Source organism: Planotetraspora sp. A-T 1434, assembly GCF_025420585.1.
In the GTDB taxonomy this organism is placed as follows: Bacteria; Actinomycetota; Actinomycetes; order Streptosporangiales; family Streptosporangiaceae; genus JAOEGB01.
Genome location: NZ_JAOEGB010000006.1, coordinates 152248 through 164153, shown reverse-complemented (window position 1 = coordinate 164153; position 11906 = coordinate 152248). Strand labels below are relative to the sequence as shown.

Genomic DNA, 11906 nt, shown 5'->3' with positions numbered 1-11906 from the left:
GTTGCGGCAGAATTGGCCCATGGCCCTCGACCCGAAGATCGCCGGACGGCTGAAGCGCGCCCCCGACGGGCTGGTGCCCGCGATCGTCCAGCAGCACGACACCGGAGAGGTGCTGATGCTCGCCTGGATGGACGACGAGGCGCTGCACCGCACGCTGACCACCGGCCGGGCGACGTACTGGTCCCGCAGCCGCGGGGAGTACTGGGTGAAGGGCGACACCTCCGGCCACGTCCAGTGGGTGCGGCACGTGGCCCTCGACTGCGACGGCGACACGATCCTGCTCAAGGTGGACCAGGTGGGGGCCGCCTGCCACACCGGCGACCGCACCTGCTTCGACGCCGACGTGCTCGAGGTGAGCGGAGCCTCATGACCGCGCCGGATCCCGCCCGTACGGCCAGGCGCTCATTGGTGACGTGGCTGGTCACCTGCGTCGCTGGGGCGGGTTTCGTGCTTCTGGCCGCCGGCCGCGCGTGGGCCACGTTCGTCTTCAACCCGTTGGAAGGGACGCCCGGGCCCGGCAAGGTGGCCCTCGTGGGAAGCGAGCTCGTCCCCTTCCTCACGCCGGCCGCCCTGGCCGGGCTCGCGGCCACCGCCGCCGTGCTCGCGACGCGCGGGCTGCCCCGCCGGCTGATCGGCGCCGTGATCGCCCTATGCGGGGCCGCGGTCATGGCCGGGAGTTGGACGGGCACGCGGGCGGAGACGATCGCGGCCGTGGCGCGCGAGCACGCGACGGTGGCGATGATCGCGAGCGGCGGGTTCGCCGGGCCGTCCGTGACGTGGCTGTGGCCCCTGGCATCCGTGGCGGGGGGCGTCGTCCTGGTGGCCGGGGGAGCGATGGCCGTCGTGAGAGGCGGGCGCTGGCCCGGCATGTCCGGCCGGTACGACCGCCATGGCCGAGGCCGCGCGCGCCGCCACGTGAGCGGGGAGCGCGCCCTGTGGGACGCCATCGACGAGGGCGCCGACCCCACAGCCGATTCCGCAGCCGACCCCACAGCCGACTTCAAGGCCGAGTCCATAACGAATGACAAAGCCGGCGGCACTGCGGACGGGCGTTCCGGTGAGTTCTAAGCAAATTCGCTTAGATCACAACTTATCCACAAACTGGACTTTTCCCCGGCTATGGAACCTCGGCGTCGCTAAGCTTCCGCCGCAACTTGATCTCACAGGAGCCATCAAATGAGCTACGGAAATCAGCCGGGCGACACGGGGGGCTACGGAGCCCAGCCGCCCGGAGGGGGATACGGCCCTCCCGGCGGAGGCTACCCGCCGCCCGGCGGTTACGGCCCTCCCGGAGGGTACGGCGGTGGCGCCACGCCTCCGAACAACCACCTCGTCATGGCGATCATCACCACGATCCTCTGCTGCCTTCCCCTGGGCATCGTGTCGATCGTCTACGCCAGCCAGGTCAACTCCAAGTGGACCGCCGGTGACTACCAGGGCGCCGTCGCCGCGTCGGAATCGGCCAAGAAGTGGTGGATCGCGTCGCTGGCCGCCGGCCTCGTCGTGATCGTGCTGTACGTGCTGGCGGCGGTGGTCGGGGTCTTCAGCCTCAACACTTCCAGCACGACATACTGAGGACATGACCGAGATCGTCCCCGGGCGGCGAGGCAGGGACCGGCTGCGGTCCGTGCTCGCGCCGCTCGGCGTGGCGGCGATCACCGCCGCGGCGTTCGCGTACGTCGGCGCCGTGGACCCCAACCAGTCCGGGCACTACCCCACCTGCCCGTTCCTCTACCTGACCGGGTTCTACTGCCCCGGATGCGGCACGCTCCGTGCCATGCACGCGCTGGGACACGCCGACGTCGTCTCGGCCCTCGGGCTGAACCCGCTCGCCGTGGCCACGGTGCCGTTCCTTGTTTTCTGGTGGGGCCGCTGGGCGTTACGATCATGGCAGGGACGGCCCGCGCGCACGAGCCTGGCCCATCCCGCCTACATCTGGGGACTCCTCGGTGTCGTGATCGCCTTCTGGGTGATGCGAAATACGACTTTTGGTCATTTCCTCGCACCGTGACGAGACCCAGTGGCGGGGCGACGCGCGTTGGGCCGATACCATCGCAGGGCAAGACAGGGAGTGCAGCCGACCGGAGGGGACCCTTACGCGTGAGCGAGCGGACAGGTAAATCGCGCGAGCTCCTAGCCGAAGGAGAGGAGGGCGCGTGAGTGTTCTCGAGGACATCATCCTGGGCGTGCGAGAGGATCTCGAAGACCGGCAGAAGACCGTGTCGCTCGAGGAGCTCAAGGGGCGGGCCGCCCGCGCGGCCGAGCCCAAGGACGCCTACGCCGCGCTCGGGGGCGACAAGGTCTCGGTGATCGCCGAGGTGAAGCGCTCGAGCCCGTCCAAGGGCGCGCTCGCCGCCATCGCGGACCCCGCCGCCCTCGCCGCCGACTACGAGGCGGGCGGCGCCCATGTCATCAGCGTGCTGACCGAGCGGCGCAGGTTCGGCGGCACCCTCGACGACCTGGCCGCCGTTCGCGCGGCCGTCGACATCCCCATCCTGCGCAAGGACTTCATCGTCACCTCCTACCAGCTCTGGGAGGCCCGGGCGTACGGCGCGGACCTCGCCCTGCTGATCGTGGCCGCCCTCGACCAGAACGCGCTGGTCTCGCTCATCGAGCGGGCGGAGTCGATCGGCCTCACCCCGCTGGTCGAGGTGCACACCGACGAGGAGCTCAGCCGGGCCCTCGACGCCGGTGCCAGGATCGTCGGCGTGAACGCGCGGAACCTCAAGACTCTGGAGGTCGACCGCGACGTCTTCGCGAAGCTCGCGCCCAAGGTCCCCGAGGGCGTCATCAAGATCGCCGAGTCCGGCGTGCGCGGCCCGCACGACCTGCTCGCCTACGCGCGGGCCGGCGCCGACGCCGTGCTCGTCGGCGAGAGCCTGGTCACGGGTAAGGATCCGAAGGCAGCGGTCAACGACCTGGTGACCGCGGGCGCCCATCCGGCGTCCCGCCAGGACACCGGCCCCGAGAAGCAGTCGTGAACGACAGAGGAGGCCATGTGACAACGACGGAAGGGACTCCGCTCACCTCCGCCGACCTGGCCGGAAACGGCGTCTACGGCAACGACCCGGACGTCCTCGGCAAGTTCGGGATCTTCGGCGGCCGTTACGTGCCGGAGGCGCTCATCCCGGCGCTCGACGAGGTGGCGGCCGAGTACGACAAGGCCAGGAGCGACCTCGAATTCCTCCGTGAGTTCGACCACCTGCTGCGCACCTACGCGGGCCGCCCGACGACGCTGACCGAGGTGCCGCGCTTCGCCGAGCAGGCGGGCGGCGCGCGGATCCTGCTCAAGCGCGAGGACCTCACCCACACCGGCGCCCACAAGATCAACAACGTGCTCGGCCAGGCGTTGCTGACCAAGCGCCTGGGCAAGACCCGGGTGATCGCCGAGACCGGCGCGGGCCAGCACGGCGTCGCCACGGCCACCGCCGCGGCGCTCATGGGCCTGGAGTGCGTCATCTACATGGGTGCCGTCGACTGCGAGCGCCAGGCGCTCAACGTCGCCAGGATGAAGCTGCTCGGCGCGACCGTCATCCCGGTCACCAACGGCAGCCAGACGCTGAAGGACGCCATCAACGAGGCCTTCCGCGACTGGGTCACCAACGTCGACCACACCCACTACCTGTTCGGCACGGTCGCGGGCCCGCACCCGTTCCCCGAGATCGTCCGCGACTTCGCCCGCATCATCGGCGTCGAGGCGCGCCGCCAGATCCTGGAGCTCACCGGCAGGCTGCCCGACGCGGTCGCCGCGGCCGTCGGCGGGGGTTCCAACGCGATCGGCATCTTCCACGCCTTCATCAACGACAAGAGCGTCCAGCTCCACGGTTACGAGGCCGGCGGGCGGGGCGTGGAGACCGGTGAGCACGCCCTCACGCTGACCGAGGGCAGCGTCGGCGTGCTGCACGGCTCCCGCACCTACGTCCTCCAGGACGAGGAGGGCCAGACGATCGAGTCGCACTCGATCTCCGCGGGCCTCGACTACCCGGGCGTCGGCCCGGAGCACGCCTGGCTCAAGGACTCCGGCCGCGCCACCTACCACGGCATCACCGACGCCGAGGCGATGGACGCCTTCTCCCTGCTCGCCCGCACCGAGGGCATCATCCCGGCCATCGAGTCGTCGCACGCCCTCGCCGGCGCGCTCAAGCTCGGCCGGGAGCTCGGCCCCGAGGCCACCATCCTGGTGAACCTCTCCGGCCGCGGCGACAAGGACATGGGCACCGCGATGAAGTACTTCAACCTCTGACCCGCTAAGGCAACCGATGACGACTCTCCAGACGGTCTTCGAGAAGGCGCGCGCCGAGAACAGGGCCGCGCTGGTCGGCTACCTGCCGGCGGGCTTCCCCACCAAGGACGGGGCCGTGGCCGCCGCGACCGCCATGGTCGAGGCCGGCTGCGACGTGATCGAGATCGGCCTGCCGTACTCCGATCCGCTCATGGACGGCCCCACCATCCAGGACGCCGTGCACCGGTCGCTCACCAACGGCACGCGCATCGCCGACGTGATGCGCACCGTCGAGGGCGTGGCCAAGTCCGGCGCGGCAACGCTGGTCATGACGTACTGGAACCCGGTCGACCGCTACGGCGCGGAGCGCTTCGCGCGCGACCTCGCCTCTGCGGGCGGTGTGGGGACGATCACGCCCGACCTCACGCCGGAGGAGTCGGAGCCGTGGCTCGCGGCGAGCAAGGAGGCCGGGCTCGGCACCGTCTTCCTGGTCGCCCCCAGCTCGCCTGACGAGCGGATCGCCCGGGTCGCCGCCTGCTGCACCGGCTTCGTCTACGCGGCCTCGCTGATGGGTGTGACCGGCGCCAGGGAGTCGGTGAACGTCGCGGCCGAGGGCCTGGTCGAGCGGACCCGCCCGCACACCTCGCTGCCCGTCTGCGTCGGCCTCGGGGTCGGCAACGGCAGGCAGGCGGCCGAGGTGGCGGCCTACGCCGACGGCGTCATCGTCGGCTCGGCCTTCATCCGGCGCCTGCTCGACGCCCCGGACGAGGCGTCGGGCCTCGCCGCGGTTCGCGAGCTGGCCCACGAGCTCGCCGAAGGCGTCCGGCGCTGACCCGTCCTGCTAAAACTCCTGCTTACCATGCTCTTATCGGGGACATGGTGAGCTTGGATCCCAGTAATGTTCACTTCGGGATTGCCAAGCGGGCGAGGAGACGATGGTTCAATTGGCATCGGGCAGACCTGCGTCTGGCCGGTTACATTCAGTGAGGCCCGCGCGGTCGTGGGTGACGACCGTCGCGCGCCTGGTGCTCGGCGGCGTGCTCATCGTCGCCGGCGCGCTGAAGATCGGCGCGCCCGCCCTGTCGGTGGAGGCGGTCCGGGCCTACCAGCTCCTTCCGGACCCCCTCGTCAAGATCGTGGGGTACGGCCTGCCGGCGCTGGAGATCATCGTCGGCGTGCTGCTGGTCATCGGGCTGCTCACCCGCCCCGCGGCGGTGATCGCCGGAGTGCTGATGATCGCGTTCGTCGTCGGCATCTCCTCGGTGTGGGCCCGCGGCCTGCGGATCGACTGCGGCTGCTTCGGCGGAGCCGGCACGCTCGGCCAGGGCGAGGACCCTCACTACTTCCGGGAGCTCCTGCGTGACTTCGGGCTGGTGCTCTGCGCCTCCTGGATCGTGATGAGGCCTCCCGGCCGATTCGCGATGGACTCCGCCCTCGGGCTGGCGGGGACGCGGGAGCCGTACCTCCCGGGCGACGTAGAGGGCGACGATGAAGGGTGACGCAGCCATTGGGGGAGGCAGCGTGAGCAAGCGGACAAGAGAGGCCTCGGCGAAGGCCCGCATCGCGGCTCAGCGCGAGGCCCTGCGCAAGCAGGAGCAGCGCAGGCGCATGACCATGGTCGTGACGGTGGCCGTGATCGCGGTGGTCGCGATAGCCGTCGGCTGGTGGTCAATCGCGCAGAGCGCGTCGGAGAAGGTCACCGGGAACCTCGCACCGATCTCGATCCAGGAGGACGGCTCGGTCGTGATGGCACAGCGGGGCGTCACCGCGCCCGTGGTGGACGTCTACGAGGATTTCCAGTGCCCCGCCTGCAAGCAGTTCGAGGAGACCAGCGGCTCGACCCTGAAGAACCTGGCGGCCGAAGGCAAGGCCAAGGTCGTCTACCACGTCATCACGATCTTCACGGACGAGCCGACGAAGTCCAACTCGCTGCGCGCGGCGTCGGCGGCGCGTTGCCTGACCGAGGGCTCACAGTGGATGGCCTTCCACGACAAGATCTATCAGGGGCAGCCCAGTGAGACCGCGGTCGGCTTCACGGCCGACCAGCTGGTGAAGTGGGGCCACGAAGCCGGCGCCGGCGCTACGGGCTTCGACTCGTGCGTGCGCGGCGAGAAGAACGTGGCGGCCCACCAGGAGTACTCCAGTAAGATCATGAGCGCGCTCAAGCTGGCGGGGACGCCCACCATCATGCTCGACGGCCAGAGCCTGGAGGACACCGCGTTCGTGCCGAGCGCCCTGCGGGAGGCGGTTCTCAATGCCGCGAAATAGCAGGCCGAACAGGTGTGGTGACCTGTTCTCCCGCGCTGGGCACCGGGGCAGGGCGCTCTTACGGTAACGTCACCTGACATGCCCCTCCTCGCCTCGATTCCCAGCCCGTCACAGGGCGTCTGGGACCTCGGACCCCTACCGATCCGGGCCTACGCGCTGTGCATCGTGCTCGGCGTCATCGTCGCCGTCTGGATCGGTGAGCGCCGCTGGCGTGCCCGCGGCGGCGCGGCTGGAACGATCACCGATCTCGCCGTCTGGGCCGTGCCGTTCGGCCTGGTCGGTGGGCGTCTCTATCACGTCATCACCGACTGGCAGCTCTACTTCGGGTCCGGCGCGCCCAACCGGCCGATCGACGCCCTGTTCATCTGGAAGGGCGGCCTCGGCATCTGGGGCGCCATCGCGCTCGGCGCCCTCGGCGTGTGGATCGCCTGCCGCCGCCGTGGCATCTCCTTCTCGGCGGTGGCCGACACCCTCGCTCCGGCGGTCGCGGTGGCCCAGGCCATCGGCCGGTGGGGGAACTACTTCAACCAGGAGCTCTTCGGCGGGCCCACCGATCTGCCCTGGGCGTTGCGCATCGACCCCGGCCGCCCCGGCACGGTGCCCGGCGCGGCGACCTACCACCCGGCGTTCCTCTACGAGTCGCTGTGGGACCTCGGCCTCGCGGGCCTGCTCGTCCTGCTCGGCAGGCGCTTCAACCTGCGCCACGGCCGGCTCTTCGCGCTGTACGTCGCGGGCTACACGCTGGGCCGGTTCTGGATCGAGGGGCTGCGGGTCGACCCCGCGCACCACATCCTCGGGCTCCGGCTCAACCAGTGGACCTCCGTGGTCGTCTTCCTGGCGGCGCTGGCGTACTTCTGGCTGACCCGGAACAAGACGGGCGAGGAGCCGCTGGGCGTGACCTCCGAGCCGGGGGAGCCGGGCGACGGCGGCGAGGTGGAGAACCCGGACCCCGCCCACGCGAGCGACCAGGCCGACGAGCCCGGCGAGCGGGAGGAACGGGACGAACGGGACGAGCCCGACGTCGCGGAAGCGCACGCCGTGCACAACGGGGAGGCAGGGCAGCGATGATCGACGGCGGCGCTGGGGCGCGAGCCGAGATCCACCACCAGCACCGGGACGTGAACGGCGGCTGGCTGCGGCCCGCGGTGTTCGGTGCGATGGACGGCCTGGTCTCCAACTTCGCCCTGATCGCGGGCGTCGCGGGAGGCACGGCCACCACCAAGATCATCGCTCTGGCGGGCGTGGCCGGTCTCGCGGCCGGGGCCTTTTCCATGGCGGGCGGCGAGTACGTCTCGGTCGCCAGCCAGCGGGAACTGGCCCAGGCGGAGATCGACATCGAGCGGCGGGAGCTGGAGCGGCACCCTCAGGCCGAAGAGGAGGAGCTCGCCCAGCTCTACGTCCAGCGCGGCGTGGATCCCGTGACCGCGAGGGAGGTGGCCCGGCAGATCTCCCTCAACCCGGAGCAGGCCCTGGCGGTCCACACGCGGGCCGAGCTCGGCGTGGACCCGCACGACCTGCCCTCGCCGGTCCTGGCGGCGATCTCCTCGTTCCTGTCGTTCAGCCTGGGCGCGCTGATCCCGCTCCTGCCGTACCTGTTCGGCGCGACGGGGCTGTGGCTTTCGGCGATCGTGTCGATGGTGGCGCTGTTCGCCGCCGGCGTCCTGGTGTCGCGGGTGACCGCGCGGAGCTGGTGGTTCAGCGGTGTCCGCCAGTTGGTCGTGGGCGCCGTCGCGGCGGCCCTGACCTGGGGGCTCGGCACGCTCATCGGAGCCGGCGGTCTATGACCAAACGCAAGCGCCGGTCGTCCGAGGAAGGGTGGGCGAGCCCCACTCTCGCCGAATGGGGGCTGACCGGCGGCCAGCAGCGGCTCCTGGTCGGGGTCGGGTCCGTCGCCGCCGTCCTCGCGGCCGCGCTGTTGCTGACGTTCCTGGTCAACGCCATCGCGGGCGGGGAGCCGGCGCCCACGGAGGCGCCGCCGGACACTCTCGGAAAGGCCCGGCCGGACCTCTACCAGGCCTGGCCGTCCCTCAAGGAGTTCGCCCCGATCGCCGATCGAAAGGCCGACGGCGCGCCGCTCACCGCGCAGGAGGTCTTCGGCGTGAGGACCCTCACGGTGGGCAAGGTCAGCCTCAAGCGGATCGGCGGCCGCCTGGACCCGAGTTGCGCCGACGCCGTGTGGGGCGCCGAGCTGGCCGACCTGCTCGCCAAGGCGGGCTGCACGCAGGCCCTGCGCGGCCTCTACTCGACCGCGGACGGCGCCTACGTCGCCCAGTACACGATGCTCAACCTCGCCGGCGTGCAGGGGGCGAACGGCCTCGTCGAGAGCCTCAAGACGCTGCACAGCGGCGGCTGGGTGCTGCCGCTGGACCCGGTCAGGGCGGGTTTCGGGGGATACAGCGAGTCCAGCGGCCAGGCGATGGGGCACTACGCCGGCCTTGTCTGGGTCGCCCGCGCCGACGGCGCCGAGCCCCGTGAGAAGGACGACTTCGTCATGCTCGGGCTCGCCGCCAGGGAGGCGGAGAAGGCGATCTACCGCCGGGTCGTCGCGGTGGCCGGGCTGCCCGCCGTGCCTGCGCAGCCGGGGGCGGACACCGCTCAGCCGTCCGAGCCCGCCCCCAGCGAGACCACAATCTCGCCGTGATCATGCACGGGTTCCCGGACAGGCCCGCCACCCTTGCCCCAACACCAGTCGTGATCATGCGCGGGTTCCCCGGCGGCCGCTCTGACATGCGTCGATAGTGGTGGTGATCATGCACGGGTGCCGGGTGCCGGGTGTGCCGGGTGGCCCGCAGGCCACCCGGCCGGGATCTGTCAGGCGACGATGTCGGCGAGACGGTCGATCTGGCCGGGGTCCGGGGCCCAGCAGTAGCAGATCACCTCGTCCACGCCGAGGTCCGCGAACGCGGTGATGGCGTCGCCGACCTGTGCCCGCGTGGTGAGCAGGTTGTCCGTGACCCAGGAGGTGTCGCCGAGAAAGCCGTAGTAGGCGTTGATCGCCTCATAGGCGTCCTTCACCGTGTCGTCCGGGCCAAGGGCGACGTTGACCTGCGCCACCATGCGGGGCCGTCCGGCCCGCCCCGCGGTGGTCCAGGCCGTCTCGACGGTCTGGAAGAGGTGCCGGGCGTAGCCGGGAGGCGCGGCGCACAGGTAGCCGTCCCCCCAGCGGGCGACGCGCTGGAGCGCGGCGGGTTTGAACGCGCCGATCAGCACCTCCGGCCCGCCGGGGCGGGTGGGCGCCGGCCCGATCGGGCCCACTTCGGCGCTGTACGGCTCGCCGGACCAGACGCGGCGCAGGGTGGCCAGGCGCTCGTCGAGGAGGCGCCCGCGGCTGCGGATGTCGGTTCCGGCGGCGAGGTGGTCGTCCTCGCGTCCGCCGACTCCGATGCCGAGCGTGAAGCGGCCGCCCGACATCCGGTCGAGGGTCGCGGTCTGCTTGGCCAGCAGCGCCGGTTCGCGCAGGGGCCCGAGGAGGACCTCCGTCTGGACGCGGATCCGCGTGGTGACGGCGGCGACGGCCGCCAGGGTGATCAGGGGTTCGGGGTTGGCGTAGACGAGACGGTCCAGCAGACCGAGCGTGGTGAACGGGCCGGCGTCGGCGCGGCGGGCCCAGTCCAGCAGCGCGGGCGGGTCGCCGATGGGCAGGCCGAGACCTACATTCATGGGATCTAACCTCCGAAAGGGCATGCGAACGGAATGCCGCCCGCTCCATCGCCCTCGCGCGGTCAGCGCGTGCGGTGTGCTCCCGTTCTGCGACGTGTTTCTGGGGAGCGCGACCCTCGGAGTCCGATCATGTTAGCGTGCGCGACACGGCGGCGGGAAGCTCGGCGAGGCGGTGAAGGGGCAGTTCGAGGGCCGTCATGTCGGCGGCCCAGGGAGCGGCCTCCTCGACCGCGGCCCTGGCCTGCTTCTTCGTGAGCCCGGCCGCCTCGGTCAGCCCCTCCCGCCAGAGGTTGGCGACCTTGCCGTGGGCGCCGTCCAGGACGCGCCGGACGATCCGGGCCGCCCCGCCGTCCGGAAGCGGGAGCCGTACGGCGTCGAGGACCGGGCCGTCGGCGGTGAGGTCGTACACGGGCGACAGCACCGGCGCCAGCGCGGGGAGGTCGCCGGGCGGGCCCGCCAGGAGCACGCGCGCGTGCCGGGCGCGGGTCGCGAGCAGCAGCCGGGGGACCGCGGCCTCCAGCCCGGCCGGTACGGCTATCGCGACCCGATCCGGGGCGGCGGCGTAGGGCTTGGCGAGCAGCGTGGCGAGCCTCGTCCGGGGGACCTTCGGCAGCAGCTCACGCGGCCAGTCCCCGGCGAACAGGCCGGGGGCGAACGCCTCCACGGCCTCGATGCCGTGGAGGCCGGTCGCCGAGGCTTCGACGGCCTGGGGCCCCTGGGTGTAGATCGCGGTCGTGAGCCGGTCGAGACGGGCGGCGATGGCGGGCCACGTCTTGGTGGTGGGCCGCAGGACATAGAGGTCGGCCGCGCTGCCGATGGCCTCGGCCCCGTGATAGCGATTGAAGTCCGGAAATATCGCTTCATTAAGCAGATTGAGGTCGGAGAGCGCCCGCTGCACCTTGAGGGCGAGCATGGGAGTCCGCTCCGACGCCCCGTACGCCAGCAGGATCCGGCCCTGGTCCCGGTCGCGCAGGCCCTCCGCCGCCCGGGCCGCGAACAGCCCGATGCCCTCCGGCGTGTAGGGCGGATCGGTGATCGCCAGGTCGGCCCAGCCACGCGCCGAGGACGGCAGGCCCAGGCGCAGGTCGGCCCAGCGGGTGTGGACGCCGAGGTTCTGGTCGTCGATGTAGCCGAGGATCCGCTCGTCGATGTCGGCCACCATGACCTCGACCTCCGGATGGACCATCCGTACGGCCAGCGAGGTCAGGTCGTGGTCGCCGACGCAGAGCAGGCGGGCGCCCGGCAGCCAGAAGCGGGTCCCGAGCAGGATCGCGCGTCGCAGGACCGTCTCGGCGGTGGCGGCGACGTGGTCGAGCGTGTGCCGCCCGCGCGGCGCCTTGGCGATCAGGTTCTCCAGCCGGTCGAGCGCGTCCGGCGCGTCGCGTGGATCCGAAATAACGGCGAGCTGCCCGTTGTTATAGCGTCTAGTCTGATCTGCCGGGATTCGGACGCGGTCGCCGCTGTGCTCAAGGGGGAGCTCACGCAGCAGCGCCTCCATCGTCCGCCTCGACGTCGCGGTTTCCCGGATCAGGTCGGCCAGAGTCCACCAGCGGCCGTCGCCGAGCAGTGCAACGGCTGTGCGGAGGCGCCGGCTGTCCACGCCCAACGAGACGCCCGCCTGCGCCAGCAACTGGTCTATCGCGTCCTGATCGGCCATGCGGCAACTGTATCCATCGCGTTAACCAGTGAAGGTTCGCGAAGGGGACCGGGGGGGCACTATTCCGGCAGGGTGCGGTAATCTACACAGACCTACACC

At 71.3% G+C, this 11906-nt stretch carries 14 protein-coding genes; 12 read left to right on the top strand and 2 right to left on the bottom strand.

The features are described 5' to 3' along the window. Positions 1-19: 19 nt before the first annotated feature. From hisI to N5079_RS10210, 12 genes are all read left to right on the top strand, one after another. Positions 20-370, top strand: a complete 351-nt coding sequence (gene hisI / locus N5079_RS10265) for a phosphoribosyl-AMP cyclohydrolase (protein WP_261583370.1) — start codon at positions 20-22, stop codon at positions 368-370. After that, the gene (locus N5079_RS10260; protein ID WP_261583369.1) at positions 367-1068 is read left to right on the top strand and encodes a Trp biosynthesis-associated membrane protein; all 702 of its coding nucleotides are present in this window, start codon (positions 367-369) and stop codon (positions 1066-1068) included. The genes hisI and N5079_RS10260 overlap by 4 nt, the downstream gene beginning before the upstream one ends. 108 nt (positions 1069-1176) lie before the next feature. Next, the gene (locus N5079_RS10255; RefSeq protein WP_261583368.1) at positions 1177-1575 is read left to right on the top strand and encodes a CD225/dispanin family protein; all 399 of its coding nucleotides are present in this window, start codon (positions 1177-1179) and stop codon (positions 1573-1575) included. Between the two features lie 4 nt (positions 1576-1579). Further along, positions 1580-2011 (top strand): DUF2752 domain-containing protein, encoded by a 432-nt coding sequence (locus N5079_RS10250; RefSeq protein WP_261583367.1) that lies wholly within the window; start codon positions 1580-1582, stop codon positions 2009-2011. 145 nt (positions 2012-2156) lie between these two features. Further along, on the top strand, positions 2157-2981 hold the full coding sequence (gene trpC / locus N5079_RS10245; RefSeq protein ID WP_261583366.1) for an indole-3-glycerol phosphate synthase TrpC: 825 nt from the start codon (positions 2157-2159) through the stop codon (positions 2979-2981). A 56-nt stretch (positions 2982-3037) separates the two neighbouring features. Beyond that, complete coding sequence (gene trpB / locus N5079_RS10240; RefSeq protein WP_261583487.1) at positions 3038-4243, top strand: tryptophan synthase subunit beta; 1206 nt, start codon at positions 3038-3040, stop codon at positions 4241-4243. 16 nt (positions 4244-4259) lie between these two features. After that, positions 4260-5054 (top strand): tryptophan synthase subunit alpha, encoded by a 795-nt coding sequence (gene trpA, locus N5079_RS10235; RefSeq protein ID WP_261583365.1) that lies wholly within the window; start codon positions 4260-4262, stop codon positions 5052-5054. A gap of 172 nt (positions 5055-5226) precedes the next feature. After that, the gene (locus N5079_RS10230) at positions 5227-5721 is read left to right on the top strand and encodes a MauE/DoxX family redox-associated membrane protein (protein WP_261583364.1); all 495 of its coding nucleotides are present in this window, start codon (positions 5227-5229) and stop codon (positions 5719-5721) included. Between the two features lie 22 nt (positions 5722-5743). Next, positions 5744-6490: a DsbA family protein gene (locus N5079_RS10225; RefSeq protein WP_261583363.1), complete on the top strand. Its 747-nt coding sequence runs from the start codon at positions 5744-5746 to the stop codon at positions 6488-6490. A 78-nt stretch (positions 6491-6568) separates the two neighbouring features. Then, positions 6569-7558, top strand: a complete 990-nt coding sequence (gene lgt, locus N5079_RS10220; RefSeq protein ID WP_261583362.1) for a prolipoprotein diacylglyceryl transferase — start codon at positions 6569-6571, stop codon at positions 7556-7558. After that, on the top strand, positions 7555-8274 hold the full coding sequence (locus N5079_RS10215; protein WP_261583361.1) for a VIT1/CCC1 transporter family protein: 720 nt from the start codon (positions 7555-7557) through the stop codon (positions 8272-8274). The genes lgt and N5079_RS10215 overlap by 4 nt, the downstream gene beginning before the upstream one ends. Then, positions 8271-9131 carry a hypothetical protein gene (locus N5079_RS10210; protein ID WP_261583360.1) on the top strand — a complete coding sequence of 287 codons (861 nt, stop codon included), beginning with the start codon at positions 8271-8273 and terminating at the stop codon, positions 9129-9131. The genes N5079_RS10215 and N5079_RS10210 overlap by 4 nt, the downstream gene beginning before the upstream one ends. 170 nt (positions 9132-9301) lie before the next feature. On the opposite strand, the gene N5079_RS10205 is transcribed toward N5079_RS10210, so the two are convergent. Further along, the gene (locus N5079_RS10205; RefSeq protein ID WP_261583359.1) at positions 9302-10150 is read right to left on the bottom strand and encodes an LLM class flavin-dependent oxidoreductase; all 849 of its coding nucleotides are present in this window, start codon (positions 10148-10150) and stop codon (positions 9302-9304) included. Between the two features lie 127 nt (positions 10151-10277). Further along, positions 10278-11807 carry a bis-aminopropyl spermidine synthase family protein gene (locus N5079_RS10200; RefSeq protein ID WP_261583358.1) on the bottom strand — a complete coding sequence of 510 codons (1530 nt, stop codon included), beginning with the start codon at positions 11805-11807 and terminating at the stop codon, positions 10278-10280. Positions 11808-11906: the final 99 nt, after the last annotated feature.